19 protein-coding genes are annotated in these 16,873 nt (G+C 62.3%); 14 read left to right on the forward strand and 5 right to left on the reverse strand.

Annotated elements, in window-relative coordinates; genetic code table 11:
* Positions 1-24: 24 nt before the first annotated feature.
* Positions 25-441, reverse strand: a complete 417-nt coding sequence (locus SI859A1_RS07240; protein ID WP_009209168.1) for a MerR family transcriptional regulator — start codon at positions 439-441, stop codon at positions 25-27.
* Positions 442-517: 76 nt separating this feature from the next.
* Between SI859A1_RS07240 and SI859A1_RS07245 the strand changes: the two genes are divergently transcribed.
* The 5 genes from SI859A1_RS07245 (at position 518) to SI859A1_RS07265 (ending at position 4,997) form a co-directional block, all read left to right on the forward strand.
* Positions 518-910, forward strand: coding sequence for a mercuric transporter MerT family protein (locus SI859A1_RS07245; RefSeq protein ID WP_148233769.1), 393 nt, complete (start codon positions 518-520; stop codon positions 908-910).
* 15 nt (positions 911-925) lie between these two features.
* Positions 926-1,258 carry a heavy-metal-associated domain-containing protein gene (locus SI859A1_RS07250; protein WP_024352279.1) on the forward strand — a complete coding sequence of 111 codons (333 nt, stop codon included), beginning with the start codon at positions 926-928 and terminating at the stop codon, positions 1,256-1,258.
* A 158-nt stretch (positions 1,259-1,416) separates the two neighbouring features.
* Entirely contained in the window at positions 1,417-2,946 is a 1,530-nt protein-coding gene (gene merA / locus SI859A1_RS07255; RefSeq protein WP_306302720.1) for a mercury(II) reductase, read from the forward strand.
* 49 nt (positions 2,947-2,995) lie between these two features.
* On the forward strand, positions 2,996-3,397 hold the full coding sequence (locus tag SI859A1_RS20275; RefSeq protein WP_024352281.1) for a hypothetical protein: 402 nt from the start codon (positions 2,996-2,998) through the stop codon (positions 3,395-3,397).
* A 253-nt stretch (positions 3,398-3,650) separates the two neighbouring features.
* The gene (locus tag SI859A1_RS07265; protein ID WP_009209172.1) at positions 3,651-4,997 is read left to right on the forward strand and encodes a dihydrolipoyl dehydrogenase family protein; all 1,347 of its coding nucleotides are present in this window, start codon (positions 3,651-3,653) and stop codon (positions 4,995-4,997) included.
* A 44-nt stretch (positions 4,998-5,041) separates the two neighbouring features.
* On the opposite strand, the gene SI859A1_RS07270 is transcribed toward SI859A1_RS07265, so the two are convergent.
* Positions 5,042-5,725, reverse strand: coding sequence for a hypothetical protein (locus tag SI859A1_RS07270; RefSeq protein ID WP_035695289.1), 684 nt, complete (start codon positions 5,723-5,725; stop codon positions 5,042-5,044).
* A gap of 1,250 nt (positions 5,726-6,975) precedes the next feature.
* Between SI859A1_RS07270 and SI859A1_RS07275 the strand changes: the two genes are divergently transcribed.
* From SI859A1_RS07275 to SI859A1_RS07310, 9 genes are all read left to right on the forward strand, one after another.
* Positions 6,976-8,430, forward strand: coding sequence for a TolC family protein (locus SI859A1_RS07275; protein WP_009209175.1), 1,455 nt, complete (start codon positions 6,976-6,978; stop codon positions 8,428-8,430).
* A gap of 17 nt (positions 8,431-8,447) precedes the next feature.
* Positions 8,448-9,839, forward strand: a complete 1,392-nt coding sequence (locus SI859A1_RS07280) for a multicopper oxidase family protein (protein ID WP_009209176.1) — start codon at positions 8,448-8,450, stop codon at positions 9,837-9,839.
* Between the two features lie 45 nt (positions 9,840-9,884).
* Positions 9,885-10,373 carry a cupredoxin domain-containing protein gene (locus tag SI859A1_RS07285; RefSeq protein WP_009209177.1) on the forward strand — a complete coding sequence of 163 codons (489 nt, stop codon included), beginning with the start codon at positions 9,885-9,887 and terminating at the stop codon, positions 10,371-10,373.
* Between the two features lie 31 nt (positions 10,374-10,404).
* A complete protein-coding gene (locus tag SI859A1_RS21380; protein ID WP_009209178.1) occupies positions 10,405-10,794 on the forward strand; it encodes a hypothetical protein in 390 nt (129 codons plus the stop codon).
* Positions 10,795-10,880: 86 nt separating this feature from the next.
* Positions 10,881-11,162 carry a copper-binding protein gene (locus tag SI859A1_RS07290; RefSeq protein WP_024352283.1) on the forward strand — a complete coding sequence of 94 codons (282 nt, stop codon included), beginning with the start codon at positions 10,881-10,883 and terminating at the stop codon, positions 11,160-11,162.
* A gap of 75 nt (positions 11,163-11,237) precedes the next feature.
* Positions 11,238-11,687: a DUF305 domain-containing protein gene (locus tag SI859A1_RS07295; protein WP_009209179.1), complete on the forward strand. Its 450-nt coding sequence runs from the start codon at positions 11,238-11,240 to the stop codon at positions 11,685-11,687.
* Positions 11,688-11,750: 63 nt separating this feature from the next.
* Positions 11,751-13,061, forward strand: a complete 1,311-nt coding sequence (locus tag SI859A1_RS07300) for an adenylate/guanylate cyclase domain-containing protein (RefSeq protein ID WP_009209180.1) — start codon at positions 11,751-11,753, stop codon at positions 13,059-13,061.
* Between the two features lie 88 nt (positions 13,062-13,149).
* A complete protein-coding gene (locus tag SI859A1_RS07305; RefSeq protein WP_009209181.1) occupies positions 13,150-13,866 on the forward strand; it encodes a multicopper oxidase domain-containing protein in 717 nt (238 codons plus the stop codon).
* Between the two features lie 10 nt (positions 13,867-13,876).
* Positions 13,877-14,290 (forward strand): c-type cytochrome, encoded by a 414-nt coding sequence (locus tag SI859A1_RS07310; RefSeq protein ID WP_009209182.1) that lies wholly within the window; start codon positions 13,877-13,879, stop codon positions 14,288-14,290.
* An 11-nt stretch (positions 14,291-14,301) separates the two neighbouring features.
* Here the strand turns inward: SI859A1_RS07310 and SI859A1_RS22265 are convergent, their stop codons facing one another.
* The 3 genes from SI859A1_RS22265 to SI859A1_RS07320 all read right to left on the reverse strand — a co-directional run bounded on the left by SI859A1_RS22265 (position 14,302) and on the right by SI859A1_RS07320 (position 16,834).
* Positions 14,302-14,424, reverse strand: coding sequence for a hypothetical protein (locus SI859A1_RS22265; RefSeq protein WP_255341181.1), 123 nt, complete (start codon positions 14,422-14,424; stop codon positions 14,302-14,304).
* Positions 14,425-14,556: 132 nt separating this feature from the next.
* Positions 14,557-15,327 (reverse strand): MauE/DoxX family redox-associated membrane protein, encoded by a 771-nt coding sequence (locus tag SI859A1_RS07315; protein ID WP_009209183.1) that lies wholly within the window; start codon positions 15,325-15,327, stop codon positions 14,557-14,559.
* Positions 15,328-15,526: 199 nt separating this feature from the next.
* Positions 15,527-16,834, reverse strand: a complete 1,308-nt coding sequence (locus tag SI859A1_RS07320; RefSeq protein ID WP_024351539.1) for an APC family permease — start codon at positions 16,832-16,834, stop codon at positions 15,527-15,529.
* Positions 16,835-16,873: the final 39 nt, after the last annotated feature.

Genomic DNA, 16,873 nt, shown 5'->3' on the forward strand with positions numbered 1-16,873 from the left:
CGCAGCAGGACGAACTTAGCGCAGTCATGAGCCTTCGAGCGTTTCCAGAACCGCGCAGTCCGGCACATCACCTCCCGAACATCGGGCCGCCGCCGCCGCAAGCACTATCTCAATCCGTCTGAGGTCTGCAATCTTCGTCCGCACGTTCGAAAGGTGGCGTTCGGTACGCTCCTTGATCTCCGCACAAGTCTGGTCGCCGCCGTCAACGAGGTCGAGAAGCCCCCGAATCTCCTCGATCGAGAACCCAAGCTCTCTGGCGCGCAGGATGAATTTCAGCCGCGAGACATGATCCGAGCCGTAGACCCGGTAGCCTGCCGCCGTGCGCGGCGGATCGGGCATCATACCGATCTTCTCATAATAGCGGACGGTTTCGAGATTGCAGCCGGTTCGTCGCGCCAGCTCAGCGCGCCGCAGACCCCTCCCGGACGCGTGATCGCTCATCGCGAAAAACCCTCTTGAGCCTGTAGTTGCTACAGACCTTATAGAAGATCGAGCGGAGGATCGAAAGGCGAAGATGATGAGCATCACGAACCGGGAACGTTGGCATCCCGCGGAGGAAGTCGGAAGCCGCCGGAAGGACTGGTTCGCGGCCGGAGGTGTCACTGGGGCGGTCTTCGCGTCAAGCTGCTGCATTGGGCCGCTGGCCCTTCTCTCGCTCGGCGTCTCGGGCGCATGGATCGGCAATCTGACTGCGCTCGAGCCCCTGAAGCCCTTGTTCGCAGCTATCGCGCTCCTCTTCATCGGCCTCGGGTTCCGGCAGGTCTACTTCCAGCCGAACACGATCTGCGAGCCCGGCTCCGTCTGCGCCCGGTCGCGATCAGCACTTCTTACCAGGACAGCTCTCTGGTCCGCCACTGTCCTAGTGCTCGTCGCGATCACGATCGACTGGTGGGCGCCGCTTCTTTACTGAGCAAGGAGGCTTTTCATGAAATCCTATTTCGCTTCCACCGCCGCAGCCGCAGCCGTCCTATTGGGGGCGCCGGCGATCCTGGCGATTCAGAGTTTGCCAGCCGCCGGTCAGACGGCATCCGCGCAAGCCGAACTCAAGACCGTGGTGTTCGACGTGGAGAACATGACCTGCGCGACCTGTCCGATAACTGTCCGTCTGGCCATGGAGGCCGTCGAGGGCGTGCGCTCCGTCAAGATCGATTTCGAGGCGAAAACCGCCACCGTCGTCTTCGACCCCGCGATTTCCAATACCGCGGGGATCCGCGCCGCCTCGACGAACGCCGGGTATCCGGCAGCGGCGCAAAGCTGACGTGCGATGAAGGATCGCACCATCACCAGGTCCGGCATCGTTGGCGCCGTGGTCGCCGCGATCTGCTGCTTCACCCCAATCCTCGTCATTGGCGTTGGCGCAGTCGGCCTGTCGGCCTGTCGGCCTGGCTCGGTTGGCTCGACTATGTGCTCTTGCCGGTGCTTTTCGTCGCGCTGGGGCTGATCGCCTACGGTCTTTGGCTTCAGCGCCGGGCGGCAGATTGCTGCACGCCCCCACTCGATCGAATACCGAAGGACGATGACATGGATGCATGCTGCTCAATGCCCCGCCAGGGCAGCTACGATCTCGCGGTGGTCGGCGCGGGTTCGGCCGGATTTTCCGCCGCCATCACCGCCGCGGACCTCGGCGCGCGGGTTGCCCTCATCGGCCACGGAACGATCGGCGGCACCTGCGTGAATGTCGGCTGCGTGCCGTCCAAGACAATGATCCGAGCGGCGGAAGCGCTGCACGGCGCCAGTGCTGCTGAACGGTTCCTGGGGCTCACGTGCGGAGTTCGGGTAACCGACTGGCCGTCGCTCATCGCAGCGAAGGACGATCTCGTTGCAAGCTTGCGGCAGAAAAAGTACGCGGACCTGCTGCCGGACTACGAAGCCGTGGACTACATCGAAGGCCAGGTGCGCTTCGAGGGCGACGCCCTCCTGGTCGATGGTGCGCCGCTCAGTGCGGGAAAAGTCATCATCGCAACCGGGGCATCGCCGGTGATCCCGGACATCGCCGGCATCAGGGACGTGCCGGTCCTGACCAGCACAACGGCGCTGGAACTGACCGAGCAGCCTGCCTCGCTCCTCGTCATCGGCGGCGGTTACATAGGCTGCGAACTCGCGCAGATGTTCGCGCGTCTGGGAACTGCGGTGACGCTCGTGACGCGGTCCCGTCTCCTGCCCGAAGCCGAGCCCGAGGTTTCGGAGGCGCTGACGGCCTATCTTAGGGACGAGGGCGTAACGGTCCGGACCGGAGTCTTCTACCGTCGCATCGCGCGTCACGACGAAGGGGCCGTGCTCACCGTGCTCTCCGAAGGCAGGGAAGTGACACTGAGCGCCGCCCGCGTTCTGGCGACCACAGGCCGGCGTCCCAACGTGGAAATCCTGAACCTTACGGATGCCGGCGTCGAGCTCGACTGGCGCGGCGCGGTCGTCGTCGACAACCGCATGCGGACCACCCGGCCCGGCGTCTATGCCGCGGGCGACGTCACCGGGCGCGACCAGTTCGTCTACATGGCGGCCTACGGCGCGAAACTTGCGGCGAAGAATGCGCTGAACGGCGACAGCCTGGTCTACGACAATGGAGCCATGCCTTGGGTCGTGTTCACGGATCCTCAGGTGGCGGGCGTAGGGCTGACCGAGGCCGGTGCACGCGCCGCGGGATGTGACCCAAAGACCTCGGTCGTCCCGCTTGATCAGGTGCCGCGGGCACTGGTCGCCAGAGATACGCGCGGGCTGATCAAGCTCGTGGCCGACGCCAGGACCGACCGGCTGCTCGGTGGCCAGATCCTCGCGCCCGAGGGCGCCGACAGCATCCAGACACTTTCGATGGCGTTGCAGGTCGGCATGACGACGCGGGCGCTCGGTGAAACCATCTTCCCATATCTCACCACAGTGGAGGGCCTGAAGCTCGCCGCACAGGGATTCGGCAAGGATGTGGCTAAGCTATCCTGTTGCGCCGGTTGAAACATCGCGCCGCCCAAGACGTTTGCGACGCAGCGAAATGCAATGCCTCATGACCGCCCAGCACGCGCCCTGGGCGGTCTCGCCCGACGATACGGAACAGAGGGAGCAGCGTGTCCGACCGGACCCGCCCTTCCGGGCCGAGATATTCGCCGACTACGCAGGTCTCGATGTCGACGAACCGGAGACGATAGCCGCAGGCATGGCCCTCCACTACACCTCCAGCGTTGGCAGGGGACCGGTCTACTGCGTGATGCGCCGGACGGCCGGGATGGACTCGCTCGGAGCGGTTGCCGCCGGCGGCGTGAGAATGTCCGTCATCCTGCAGGGGTCAATGACCGACGCTCTCGGTCTCAGCCCGCCGGAAAGGGGGCGCGAGCTCCGGGATTGGCGACGGCCTCGCATGGACTTTCGCCGCGGCGGTGGCATCGGCCATTGTCAATTTCCGCTCTGACGAGGAGTCGGCCGAGCAAATCGTTCCCGAGATTCCGGGAGAATGGCGGCTGCGCCGGGCCGGTTCAGACCGACGTCCCGAAGCCGGAGAACTCTGGGACGCTCATCGAGACGGCGATCGGATGACGGATAGTCGCCCAGGAATGCCGCTCCCGACGCTGGGCGGAGCCGACGTCCTCTGCGACATCGGCGCTCCGTTCGGCTGGACAGCCTCGCGGCGGCGCGTCCGCCAACTTCAAGGAAAGGAATGAACCATGGCTATCAGCTACGATCTTCTGATTATCGGCACCGGGACGGCAGCGATGGTTGCCGCGATGCGTGTGCGCGCGGCGGGGTGGAGCGTGGCGGTGGCGGATTTCCGCTCCTTCGGCGGCACCTGTGCCTTGAGAGGCTGCGACCCCAAGAAGATGATGATCGGCGGCACCGATGCGGCCGACCACGCCTGGCGCATGCAGGGCCATGGCGTGGAAGGAGATACCCATCTCGAGTGGCCAGGTCTCCTCGCCTTCAAGCGCAGCTTCACCGTTCCGATTCCGGACAAGCACGAGCAGCGTTACGAAGAGAAGGGCATCGACACCTTTCACGGACGGGCGCGGTTTACCGGACCGAACACGCTCGACATCGGAGGCACGCCGGTCGAAGCGCGACACGTCCTGATCGCTGCCGGTGCGGAGCCGCTGCGGCTCGGAATCCCGGGCGAGGAGCACCTCATCGACAACGAGGGTTTTCTGGAGCTCGAGAGGCTGCCCAAGCGGATCGTGCTCGTCGGCGGCGGCTACATCGCTGCGGAGTTCTCCCACATCGCCGCCCGCGCCGGCGCCAAGGTGACGATCTTCCAGCATGGCGAGCGCATGCTGAAGCACTTCGATCCGGACCTCGTCGGCTGGCTGATGGACAAGTTTCGCGACCTTGGCATCGACGTTCGGACAGATGCAGAGGTGACCGCGATCGAGAAATCCGGAGAAGGCTATCGAGTTTCGGCGATGGACCTTGACGGCGAACTGACCGTAGAGGCCGATCTCGTCGTGCACGCCGCCGGGCGCAAGCCGGCTCTCACCGACCTCGATCTCGCCGCCGCCGGGATCAAGCACGAGAACGGGCGGCTCGTCCTGAACGCGCACCTTCAAAGCGTATCCAATCCGACGGTCTACGCCGCCGGCGACGCCGCTCAGATGGGACCGCCGCTCACCCCTGTTTCGAGCCATGACGCCAAGGTCGCTGCCGCCAATCTGCTCGAAGGCAACAAGCAGAGGCCAAACTACGACGGCGTGCCGAGCGTCGCCTTCACGATTCCGCCGATCGCCGCTGTGGGGCTCACCGAGGCCGAAGCGCGGGATAAGGGCATGAAGTTCGGGATGAAGAGCGCCCGCGCTGAGGGGTGGTTCACGGCGCGTCAGGCGGCGGAGAAGATCTACGGCTTCAAGGTGCTGGTGGACAAAGAGACCGACCTCGTCCTCGGGGCGCACTTGGTCGGTCCGCATGCCGATGAGGTCATCAATATCTTCGCACTTGCGATCCGCCACGGGATCACGGCCGAGAAGCTCAAGTCGACCATGTTCGCCTATCCCAGCGGGGCGTCCGATATTGGATCCATGCTATAGACGTCGAGGGGGCGGGGCTGTCGCGGCCTATCCGGCGGGAAAGTTCACCCTAAGGTATCAACACTCCCGCTAAGCGTCTCGACGCCGGAATTGGCGTCCTTCAGCGCCGCAATGTAATTACGCGGGAAGAGCAAGTGGTTGACCGTTTCCATGCCCATAAAGTCAGCGATCTTGTTCGTGAAAGTCGAGCAGTTATAGGCGACGGCGTGCCAGAGCGGGCTGTTGCCCTGAAGCTGCCGGATCCGGCCAAGGATACGCTGATACTCTTCCGGTGTGAGTGCAATGGTCATCTCGTTCTGAAGATATCTAATCTCGGTGTCGCCGTCCGAGAAGCCGGTCTCGGATGGGACCGGGGCGATATGGCCCATGGTATAGACAGCGTTGCCGCCTGCGGGGTGAAGACCGGCGATCTCGGTCATGTTCGAGATGAGGACTCCCCCATTGTCGTAGGGGACGTTACCGCGCGAATCGAGTTCGCCGAAGGCGACGAACGAATGGCCGTAGCTTTCAGCATTACGGGCACGGAAAGAGATGAAATAGGGCTTCGCCAACTGGCCAACGGCGCTTTGCCCCGACCAGGGTGTGAACCGAACCTGCTGATCGGTCCCGGCGAAGCTCGTGGCAGGAGCACCGACCGTCATGTTCGAATTCGAAGAAGTTGATGAGCAACCGGCAAAGGCCGCGATCAAGATTGCGATCGCAGTGAATTTCGCAAGAAACTTTGCCATGTCGGTCGATCCCAAACGCGTCGTTGTTCAGCCACTCCGGCCTGAGCATTCACGACTTGCTGTGAAAATATGGGTGAGGAGCAAACCCCTAGTGGCTGACTAAGGCCTAAGTAGGGTGGCGTCTAGGAAGCGGAGCGTGAGAGGACGACTTTCTTGAGTTTTCCGGTCCGTATTCTGGGGATGAGATTGAGAAGGCCCGCTTCCTTTGGCATCTCCGCCGCGCGCTCGCGCATCCCGAAGTGTCTTGGCCGGCAGCTCGAGGGTAGCGTGACGAGCGAGAACGCTGATCCGTTTGCATCCAAGAGCAAGGTGACGCCTTTCTTGAGTGGACGGTGCGCCCATCGGAAAAATTTTCCGATTTCATTGCCGCCATGCCTTCCGGGTACGTCGCATCAAACCAGGATACCGGACTCGAGTATGGACGTCTCTCTGAGATCATGATATCGATACCTCAATGACGTTGCACCGATCCCATGCTTGGATGCCAGCTCGGCTGCTGACCGCTTTTGCGGTTGTGCTGAGCATGCTGTTTGCGTCAGTCGGATCGGTTGGGGCGGATATCCCCACAATGTCCACGCAGCCTCCTGCCTTGTCGATGTCCGCTCAATTGGATGTCAGTGGGATGAGGGAGCATGTGCGCGATGGCGACCATGCTCCGTCCAAGGCTCATGACCACAAGGCTGTCGGCGGAAGTGACTGTGCGACGCACTGCGTTACGGCCGTCCCGCAGGCCGTCGGGCCGACCGACGCCGTGCCGGTCAGCCGCAGTCTGTCCTACCCGCTCCTCTCGGCGGATCTGACCGGACAGTCCGGACCCACCACCGAGCGTCCTCCTCGAATCTGATCGTCCAGGGCTTTTCTCAGCCTTATTGCGTCTTCCGGCCATTCCTTGGTCGCAAGAAGCGTGGACGTCAGGAATTCGCCCACGGCGAAGCCTGATCCTCTTCCTCCATGACCGGTTCCGCGAGGCGCATCTCGCGGCGAACGGTATGGCGTTCAGGTTCAACAATGAGATTCTCCATCATTGCCGGCATCCTGCCCGGCCTGCTTCTGGCGGGCTGTGCGGACGCTGCTCGGGGTCTGCCCGAAACAACCGTATTCCCGTCGCCTGAGGACCCGAGCATTCCCGGCGGAACACTTGGCCAAGCTTCCGTCGTCGGTGCCTATACCCATCGCATTGTCCGCGAGCCGGCAGGCTTTCGCGGTACGGGCGTAGATATGGCGCCCGTTGCCGGCCGGGAGCCGGCACTATGAGGCCGCTGTTCAAGGTGAGCAGCGTCCTTCTCCTGCCGCTGATCATGTCCGGCTGCGTCGCGGCTTCGGAGACATTCGAGCCGGATCTCGGCTTCAGTGTCGTGTCGGCAGACGCCGGACGCCGTCTGGGAAAGCAGACGGTCTGGGTCCAGGATCAGGCGCAGGCTGCGGCGGCCAACGAGCGGGTCCGGAACCTGCTCGCGGCAAAATATATCGGCGCCGACGCGGCCGTGCAGGTCGCCCTTCTCAGCAACAAGGCGTTGCAGGCGGACTATGCAGAGGTCGGATTGTCGGTTGCCGAACTCTGGCAGGAAGGGCTCGCCGTCAATCCGAGGCTTTCGCTCTCCTACAGCGGGATTGGCGTCGGACGGACGATCGAGGGGCTGATCGCCGCCAACATCATCCGGATGATGACCCGGGAACGGCGCCTCGACGTCGCCGAGGTCCGGGTCCTCCAAGCGCAATTGCGGGCCGTCGATGCAACGCTGGCGCTTGCGGCCAGAACGCGTGAGGCTTGGATCGAGGCTGTCGCGGCCTGGGAGACGGTCGCCTATCTGAACCGTGCGAAGGTCGCCGCGGACGCTGCCGCGGAACTGGCCAGCGAACTGGGCCGGACCGGAGCGATGCCGAAGGTCGAGCAGGCCCGCGAACAGGCCTTCTATGCCGAGCTGACCGGGCGGACAGCCGAAGCGCGATTGGCCGCGCAACTGGCGAAGGAAAAGCTCTTCCGGGTGATGGGCGTATGGGGGAAGAATCTCGATTTCGAGGTTCCGAACGCATTGCCCGCACTGCCCGGCAAGCTGAAGGCCTTCAAGGCGATCGAGGCGGAGGCTCTTCGCAACCGGGTCGACCTTCAGGTCGCGCGTCTCGAACTCGAGGCGCTGGCGCGGTCCTACGGCCTGACCGAGGCCACGCGATACGTGTCGGACCTGGAACTGGCTGCCGGCCTGGAAGTGGAGAAGGAAGTCGAAGAGCAGGAGGACGGAACTGAAGAAACGAATAACGTTGTTTCGGGTGTCATCGAAGTTGGGCTCGAAATCCCGATCTTCGACAGCGGGCAGGCCCGGCTTCGAAAGGCGGAATTCCAGTACCTGAAGGCCGCCAACCAGTTGGCAGCCAAAGCCGTCGATATCCGGTCGCAGGCACGCGCTGCCTACAAGGCCTATCGCGGCCGCAGCGAGATCGCCCGACACTACCGTTCTCGCGTCGTGCCATTGCGGACGACGGTCGAGAAGGAAGCTCTTCTCACCTACAACGGGATGATCACGAGCACCTTCGATCTCCTCGCCGATACGCGGGCGAAGCTCGACGCGATCCTGCTCTCCCTCAACGCAAAGCGCGAATTCCACCTCGCCGACGCCGCTCTCACCGCGGCCGTCTACGGCGGTGGCGAAGATGCGCCCGAAGCCGCTGGTGACGCCGAGATGGCGTCCGCCTCCGGCGACGATTGATCGAAAGGATCCGAACGATGGTTTCGAGACGACAATTCATCGGGGCCGGAGCGGCTCTTGCAGGTGTCGCTGCCTGGTCGAAGACGTCGGCCATGGGGCTTCCGGAAGCGCCGATCATGGAAACGGCGGCCACGCAGCCGCCGGTGATGCCGACGGCCGGGCCGGACTACAATCCCGTGGTCACGCTGAACGGCTGGTCGCTGCCCTTTCGCATGAACAACGGCGTCAAGGAGTTCCACCTCGTTGCCGAACCGGTGGAGCGGGAGATGGGCGAGGGCATGACCGCCTATCTGTGGGGCTACAACGGCCAGGCGCCGGGACCGACCATCGAATGCGTCGAAGGCGACCGGGTGCGGATCTTCGTATCGAACAGATTGAGGGAGCACACGACCGTTCACTGGCACGGCGTGATCCTGCCCTGCGGCATGGACGGCGTGACCGGACTGACCCAGCCGGGAATCCCGCCGGGCAAGACGTTCGTCTACGAGTTCGACGCCGTGAAGAGCGGGACCTTCATGTACCATCCGCATGGCGACGAGATGGTCCAGATGGCCATGGGGATGATGGGCATGTTCATCATCCATCCGAAGGATCCAACCTTCATGCCGGTCGATCGCGACTTCGTTTTCATGCTGTCGGCCTACGACATCGATCCCGGTGCGTATTTGCCGAAGGTCATGGAGATGACCGATTTCAATCTGTGGGCGATCAATGCCCGGGTTTTCCCGGATGTCGCACCTCTCGTCGCGGCCACCGGCGACCGGGTGCGGGTGCGGGTCGGAAACCTAACGATGACCAATCATCCGATCCACATGCACGGTTACGACTTCGAGGTGACCTGCACGGACGGAGGATGGGTGAGGCCCGAGGCACGCTGGCCGGAGGTCTCGATCGACATTCCCGTGGGGGCAATGCGGGCCTACGAGTTCGACGCGGTCTATCCGGGCGACTGGGCCCTGCACTGCCACAAGTCGCACCACACGATGAACGCGATGGGACACGATATCCCGACGCCGATGAATGCCGACAAGGCCAGGATTGCGGCGAAGATACGCCAGATCCAACCGGACTACATGCCGATGGGCGAAACCGGGATGGCCGAAATGGCCGAGATGGCGATGCCGTTGCCAGACAACACGATCCCGATGATGGCCGGCTGGGGGCAGTTCGGCGCCCTCGAGATGGGCGGCATGTTCACCGTGATGAAGGTTCGGGACGGGCTTGCGGCCGACGATTACGCCGATCCGGGCGATTACGAATTTCCCGCCGGAACGGTGGCCTACGAATGGACCGGATCGCTCCCTGAAGCGCCTGTCGCGCCGGCAGGCAGCGCCGACGGTGCCGCACTACCCCACACGCCATCCGCCAGACGCGTCATGCCGGCCGGCGGCGATCATTCCGGCCATTGAGGCCGGGACGCAAGGGACATCAACCACAACCAAAGAGGACCATTCATGCGCAAACTTACGACGCTGCTGCTCGCCGCCATGTTGCCACTGGCTCCTGCCGCCGCCTTGGCGGCCGGGAGCCATTCGGGCGGGCACCACGACGAGATGATGCTCGGCAAGCCGGCGGAGCCCGCGCAAGCGGAGCGGACCATCGCCGTGCGGATGCTGGAGACCGACGACGGCGAGATGCTGTTCGAGCCATCATCGATCGCGGTCAAGCGGGGCGAGACCGTGCTTCTCGACATCCGCAACGATGGCGAGCTTGAGCACGAGTTCGTCATGGACGGGCAGGAGGCGATCCAGGAGCACAAGGCGCTCATGGAGAAGTTCCCGGAGATGGAGCACGCCGATCCGAACTCCGTGCGTCTGGAGCCCGGCGAGAGTGGCCAGATCGCCTGGACCTTCACGAATGACGGCAGCTTCGAGTTCGCCTGTCTGATCCCCGGCCACTACGAATCCGGCATGCACGGTCCGCTAGACGTGGCCGCCAAGTAATCTCAAACACTGAATACGAGGAATGTAACAAATGAAAAAGATTATCATCGCGGCTATTGCGAGCACGCTGATCACCTCATCTGCCTTCGCCGGCGGGCTAGTGCCCGGATCGGAAGCTGGAATCGAAAGTCATGAGACTGCCGAACGCCTTGCGATAGCGAAAGGAGGAGGGCATATCCCGGCAAATTCGGTGGATCATACCATATTTAGTCATCCGCCTCAGACGTTCGGCTACAGCGTTCCAGATGCAGGCGTAAGCAACCACAACATCATTCCCGGCTCTGAATATGGGATTGAGAAGCTGGAGGAGACCAGAAGAGATCAGGTGCAGTCTGGGAGTTTCGCGACCGGGAAGGCAACTGCCCCGACCCCTCTCGGCTGGAACTTCCTCGTTCCCGGATCCGAGTATGGCCTGCTGTAATGCTGGTTATCGTTGGCCAGATGGAAGAGCGTCTGGCTAGCGACACTCGCGACCAAACAAATCAAATCTTATGAAGGAAAAATACGATGAAATTGACCAAAATCGCGACATTCGCGTTCCTTTCGTTCTCTGTGGCGAGTCCTTCGATAGCCGCTGAATTCACCAAAGGAACCGTGCAGAAGGTCGACGCCAAGGCCAAGAAGCTGACGATCAGGCATGAGGAACTGGTCAATCTCGACATGCCGGCAATGACGATGGTGTTCGTCGTCGCCGATCCCGCGATGCTGGAAACGGCAAAGGAAGGTCAGGCGATCGAGTTCGTTGCGGAACGAGTTCGCGGCAAGTTGACCGTCGTTGAGATGAAATAAGCAACATTCCCGCCGGGCGGCGCCAACCGCCCAGCGGGACCACGTCCCAAGTCCCACCATCCAGAGACCCGCCTCATGAAATACTCGACCTTCGGCGCGATGATCGCGACCTCCACCATCGTGATGTTCGGACTGATGTATCTGAACACCTACAGCCTCGATCACATCCTCTTCAGCGAAACCCGGGCATGGATGGCGATCGTCATGGGGGCGACAATGGCCGTCATCATGCTTGCCTTCATGCTCGGCATGTACCGAAACCGAACGGCCAATGTCGCGATCTTCGCCGCTGCAATCATCGCCTTCGCCGGCTCGCTCTATCTCGTGCGCAGCCAGGACACGATCGCGGACGTCGCCTGGATGAAGGCGATGATCCCGCATCATTCGATCGCCATACTGACCAGCGAGCGTGCCAACATCTCCGATCCGCGCGTCCGCAAGCTCGCCGACGAGATCATCGAGGCGCAGCGCCGGGAGATCGGCGAGATGAAGGCTCTGATTGCCGATCTCGAGGGCCAGGACTGATTCGCTGAGTGACCTTCAAGATCGAAAACGGGAATCGTTTGCGGCGGAGCGCAATTCACACCGATGGCAGTAGTTGACTTTGCAGGGGAGGAACTTGATCGGACGATCATCCGGGTGGAATCCCGCAATGAGATGCGGACCGTCATCTGGCGGTTCTTCGCATTGGCGGTCTTTGCGATTTCGGTGGCTTTGGAACCGGACATCGAAAGCCATGGGATCCATCTGATACTGCTCGCCGCTTACACCGGCACGTCCTTCACCGCAGTGCTTCTCGTCGCGACAGGCGCGTTCCGAGCGAGTTTCAACTGGGTTTACGTGTTCATCGACGCGGTGCTTGTCGTCTACCTCGCGGCAGAGCACATGTTCATCCCGGGAATCTCGGTCTCCGATGCGCTGGCCACGCCAAGTCTCGCCATCGCGTTCGTCCTCCTGGCGCATGCCAGCATGCGAATGCGTGTCGGACCCGTCCTCTTCTTCGCAGCGATCGTGTCGCTCGGGTCCATCGTAACTGGGGCGATGTCACTCTTCGCTGACCCCTACCGATTGGGCCTCGCGCAGGAAGATCTTCAGGCGGCGAGTGTTCGGCTTCTGGCATTCGCCGCTGTTGCGGCCATCCAGATCATGCTGGTCGTGGACATCAAACGCTTGGTGAGATCAACTCTGTCGAAGTCGAGTGAACGTGCCAACCTCGCTCGCTTCTTTTCTCCAGGGACAGCCGAACTCCTCGCTTCGAAAGGGTTGGGCGTTGGCCTGGGACGCCACGAGGCGGCCGTCATGTTCCTGGATATCCGCGGGTTCACCAGCCTCGCAGAGAAGATGCCCCTTGAGGAGGTCGCATCACTGCTATCGGACTTCAGGTACCGCGTCGTCGCGATGGTCTCTGAATACGGTGGCACCATCGACAAGTTCATCGGCGATGGGGTCATGGTCGTATTTGGCTTTCCCGCATCCAGCCAGCAGGACACCGCGAATGCATTCGACTGTTCCCAGCAGTTGATTCAGCAGCTTGACGCGTGGAGTGACCGACGTGTCGGCTCCGGTGAAGCTGCGCTGTCTTTTGGTATAGGTCTGCATCACGGGAGCGTCATCGGAGGCGTGATCGCCGCCGGGGCTCATAACGAATGCACTGTACTCGGCGACGCCGTAAACCTTGCGAGCCGGCTTCAGGCGATGTGTCGAAGCCTCGACGCGGATATCGTGATGTCGCGAGCCATGGCCGAGCGGTTGCATGAGCACCGGTTGGACGAACGCTGGACCGTGAAGTCCCGTGCAAGGATCCCTGGTCGGACTGGAATGTCGGATGTCGTCTACCTTCCATCTAGTCGAGCACGTCCCGCAGTGCCTGAAATGGCGGGCAGGGGAAAGGTTTCATGACATCTGCCGCCGCTGCGGCAATCAATCCGAGCCAGACGGTCGCACCGGCGCGCGATGAAGGCTTCTGCGGCTGGGGAGGGCCAGCACGATGACATGTTCGATCAGTCGCCGGAGCTTCCTGCTCGGATCGAGCGCGATGCTTGCAACGACTGGAATATCGAGGGCATCCGCCGCCACACAGCACCTTCTCGTCGCTGCCGTAGGCCAGGCGCAGATCGTGCCCGAGACATTCGCAGGCCCCACGCCTGTCTGGGCATTCAACGGTACCGCGCCAGGGCCGGTGGTGCGGGTGCGTGCAGGCGAACGTCTGGCCGTCGATGTCGAGAACGGCCTCGATCAGCCGACCAGCGTGCACTGGCACGGCATCCGGATCGACAACGCGATGGATGGCGTGCCTGGCCTCACGCAGGCGGCGATCGCGCCCGGTGAGCAATTCTCCTACGATTTCGTCGCGCCGGATCCGGGGACCTACTGGTACCACTCCCACAATCGATCCTGGGAGCAGAATGCCCGCGGGCTTCACGGGGCGCTGATCGTCGACGAGCCTGAGCCGTGGCGGGGTGCCGACCGCGACCTCGTTCTGGTCCTCGACGACTGGCGTCTCGTCCAGGACGGCTCCATCGCAGACGGCTTCGGCCAGATGATGGAGTGGGCACATGGCGGCCGCATCGGCAACACGCCGACGGTTAATGGACGCCTGGGCTCAAAGATCGCGGTCCGGCCGAACGAGTGGGTCCGGGTGCGCCATTGCCACATGCTGGAGCATGCCGCCGGCGGAATGATGACCTGGTTCGAAGTGACATGAGGAGACGCCGATGACGGCATCGAAAGCGACCATCTCAGCCATCGCCGGCGCGCTCGCAATCGGCGCGTTCCTTCTCTGGTGGACCCCGTCCGGAGGACCGGCATCCGACGAGCATATCGTGGCCGTGACAGTCCCACAGCTCTCCGTCCGGGCGGAGCGTGGACAGGAACTCTTCGCCGCGAACTGTGCTGCCTGCCACGGGGATAACGCCGGCGGCACCGAACAGGGGCCGCCGCTGATCCATCGGATCTACGAGCCGAGCCACCATGGCGATCAGGCATTCCTGATCGCGGCGACGCAAGGCGCCCGTGCCCACCACTGGGGCTTCGGAAACATGCCGCCGGTTGAGGGCGTGAGTGAGCGCCAAGTCGTCGACATCGTCGCCTATATTCGCGAGGTCCAGAAGGCCAACGGCATCTTCTGAACCCGCCACGATCACCGTCGCAGGTATTTCACCAGCGCCGCGATCACCAGCACGAAGACTACAAGGACGAAAATGCCCCAGAGTCCCATGCCAAAAGGCATCCATCCCATATCGCCAGAGTGTTCGCCCATCATCGTTGTTCTCCCTGCTGAAGGTGGCTTTTCCGTCGGGTAGTCTTGAAAGCCAACGGCGGAGTTCTTGTCGAAGACGAGGAGCGTCCCCGATCCCGGTCCGCAGTGTTGGCACATGGTTGGAACGAGGAGGCTTCAGCCTCCCCCGATCATGCGAAGGGGCATCCACAGACCCATGCCGATCATGACAAGGTTCTCGGTCAGCGACACGAAGCCCAGCGGCACGTTCGAGCCGCCGCCGACGCAGGCGCATTTGAGTTCGCGCTTCTGCACATAGACCGCATAGAAGACCGACACGGCGCCGATCGTCCCGATGACCAGCGCGATCGGCGCCGACAGCCAGGTGAGGGTGCCGGCAATCATCAGCACGCCGGCCAGCGTCTCGCCGAACGGGTAGATCTTGCCGTAGCGCACCCATCGCTTCGCCAGAAGGTCGTAGTTCAGGAACATGGTCGAGAAGCTCTCGACGTCCTGCAGCTTCTGAATGCCGAGCAGGCACATGGAGATGGCGAAGAACCACTCGATCGCCCGCACGGTGAAGATCGTCTCATAGGCGGCAAAGGAGACCGCCAGCGCCATCAGGAAGGCAACCGAGAAGATGGCGATCACCGGCTGGTAGGTGGTCTCGTCCTTAGACTGGACCGACTTGCCGAAATGTTCGCGCAGATCGGTGTAGCCGCCGACGCGATCGCCGCCGATGAAGGTCTGCGGCGTCGTCTCGACGCCATGCTTTGCCTTGAAGGCGTCGGTCTCGTCGCGGGTCGTCAGCCAGTTGTCGTCGACCGCGAACCCTTCGCGCTCGAGAAGGTCCTTCGACTTCAGCCCGTAGGGACAGACATGCTCCTCCATGACCATCCGGTAGAGGACGGCCTTCTTTTCTGGGGATGATGGCAGTACCGCACTCATGAGAACCTCCTGTCTATGGGGAGCGCAACGACAATCACGCTCGTCGCAAACCGTTGCTCTCTGGATCGAATGAGGGGTCCTGTAGCTGGGACGGTCAACCCAGAACTGATATGAGTATCGGTCTCCAACAACTGTCCGATGAGTATAGAATGGTCGGGTTGAGAAAAGACAGCAGAAGGAGTTAATGGCTGAGCCGTTTTCAACTATGCTCGTGGCCGCCTCTGCTAACTTGGCCTCGTGCCAAGAAAATTCCCACAAATAGGAACACCAATGCCATGCCGACAATGCCGATCACGACGATCATCGGATCTGACTGCCACTTCATCCCGGTGAATGCAGCCAGTACCCCGGCATCGAGCGCGATGGCCGTCAGCAGCATCCAGCCATGCGCGCCGATCTCTTGGCGTAAGTGCCGGAACACGCCCCAGTGAATGATGATGTCCATCACCAGGTAAAAGAAGGCGCCAAGCGAGGCGATCCGGCTGAGGTCGAAGAATACTGTGAGAAAGCCAGCGATCACGACTGTGTAGATGAGCGTGTGGTCCTTGATTGTGCCCGACATTCCGAAATGACTGTGCGGGATCATTTTCATGTTGGTCAGCATCGCCAGCATCCGCGAGACCGCGAAAACGCTCGCGATCAGACCCGATGCTGTCGCGATCAACGCGAGTGCCGCGGTCAGGTAGAAGCCGGTCTGACCAAGGGCGGGCTGGGCAGCTTCGGCCAGCGCGTAGTCCTTTGCTGCCACGATGCGGTCGAGCGAAAGGCTGGAGCTGACCGCAAAGGCGACCAGGAGATAGACGACGATGCAGATCGCGATCGACCAGACGATGGCCCGGCCAACATTGCGATGCGGGTCGGTGATCTCGGCGCCGCTGTTCGTGATGGTAGTGAAGCCCTTAAAGGCGAGTATCGACAGCGCGACCGAGGCGATGAAACCGCCCGCGCCCATCTCGCCGCCGGTGGCCTCGAAGGTGATGCCGCTCGCCCAGAGTCCCGCAACTCCGAACAGCGCGATCCCGCCCACCTTGAGCACCGCCATGACGATGGAGAACATCCCAACCGACCGCGTGCCCGAGGCATTCAGAAGAAAGGCGAATACAATCAGCCCTACGCCGAGGATCGGCACGAGAACACTATCCGGATCGCCTCCGAAGGCCTGAAGGGAATATGTGCCGAAGGTGCGCGCGACAAGACTTTCGCTGATAACCATTGACAGCGCCATCAGCAGAGAGGCGCCTGCCGCGACCGTCGTCGGCCCGTAAGCTTTCTTCAGGATCATGGCGACGCCGCCCGCAGACGGAAACGCATTCGACATCTTGATGTAAGTGTAGGCGCTGAACGCGGTCACGATCGCACCGACAACGAACGAGAGCGGGAAGAGCGGACCGGCGAGTTCGGCAATCTGGCCCGTCAGCGCAAAGATACCGGCCCCAATCATCACACCGGTGCCCATGGCCACAGCCCCCGACAGGGTGATGCTGTTCTTCTGGTATTCGCTCGTCATCAATTCCTCTTTCAGGCTTTGGTCGCGTTGCCCTCTGGA

It is taken from the genome of Aurantimonas manganoxydans SI85-9A1 (genome assembly GCF_000153465.1).
GTDB classification, from domain to species: Bacteria; Pseudomonadota; Alphaproteobacteria; order Rhizobiales; family Rhizobiaceae; genus Aurantimonas; species Aurantimonas manganoxydans.

Excerpts from the sequence above, each read along its gene's own strand:
- SI859A1_RS07310 (WP_009209182.1), top strand. The coding sequence starts at position 13,877 with ATGACGGCATCGAAAGCGACCATCTCAGCCATCGCCGGCGCGCTCGCA.
- SI859A1_RS07275 (WP_009209175.1), top strand. The coding sequence starts at position 6,976 with ATGAGGCCGCTGTTCAAGGTGAGCAGCGTCCTTCTCCTGCCGCTGATC.
- SI859A1_RS07250 (WP_024352279.1), top strand. The coding sequence starts at position 926 with ATGAAATCCTATTTCGCTTCCACCGCCGCAGCCGCAGCCGTCCTATTG.
- SI859A1_RS07290 (WP_024352283.1), top strand. The coding sequence starts at position 10,881 with ATGAAATTGACCAAAATCGCGACATTCGCGTTCCTTTCGTTCTCTGTG.
- SI859A1_RS07270 (WP_035695289.1), bottom strand. The coding sequence starts at position 5,725 with ATGGCAAAGTTTCTTGCGAAATTCACTGCGATCGCAATCTTGATCGCG.
- SI859A1_RS07240 (WP_009209168.1), bottom strand. The coding sequence starts at position 441 with ATGAGCGATCACGCGTCCGGGAGGGGTCTGCGGCGCGCTGAGCTGGCG.
- SI859A1_RS07265 (WP_009209172.1), top strand. The coding sequence starts at position 3,651 with ATGGCTATCAGCTACGATCTTCTGATTATCGGCACCGGGACGGCAGCG.
- SI859A1_RS07300 (WP_009209180.1), top strand. The coding sequence starts at position 11,751 with ATGGCAGTAGTTGACTTTGCAGGGGAGGAACTTGATCGGACGATCATC.
- SI859A1_RS22265 (WP_255341181.1), bottom strand. The coding sequence starts at position 14,424 with ATGATGGGCGAACACTCTGGCGATATGGGATGGATGCCTTTTGGCATG.
- SI859A1_RS20275 (WP_024352281.1), top strand. The coding sequence starts at position 2,996 with ATGACCGCCCAGCACGCGCCCTGGGCGGTCTCGCCCGACGATACGGAA.
- SI859A1_RS07305 (WP_009209181.1), top strand. The coding sequence starts at position 13,150 with ATGACATGTTCGATCAGTCGCCGGAGCTTCCTGCTCGGATCGAGCGCG.
- SI859A1_RS07285 (WP_009209177.1), top strand. The coding sequence starts at position 9,885 with ATGCGCAAACTTACGACGCTGCTGCTCGCCGCCATGTTGCCACTGGCT.
- SI859A1_RS07320 (WP_024351539.1), bottom strand. The coding sequence starts at position 16,834 with ATGACGAGCGAATACCAGAAGAACAGCATCACCCTGTCGGGGGCTGTG.
- SI859A1_RS07245 (WP_148233769.1), top strand. The coding sequence starts at position 518 with ATGAGCATCACGAACCGGGAACGTTGGCATCCCGCGGAGGAAGTCGGA.
- SI859A1_RS07280 (WP_009209176.1), top strand. The coding sequence starts at position 8,448 with ATGGTTTCGAGACGACAATTCATCGGGGCCGGAGCGGCTCTTGCAGGT.
- SI859A1_RS21380 (WP_009209178.1), top strand. The coding sequence starts at position 10,405 with ATGAAAAAGATTATCATCGCGGCTATTGCGAGCACGCTGATCACCTCA.
- SI859A1_RS07295 (WP_009209179.1), top strand. The coding sequence starts at position 11,238 with ATGAAATACTCGACCTTCGGCGCGATGATCGCGACCTCCACCATCGTG.
- SI859A1_RS07315 (WP_009209183.1), bottom strand. The coding sequence starts at position 15,327 with ATGAGTGCGGTACTGCCATCATCCCCAGAAAAGAAGGCCGTCCTCTAC.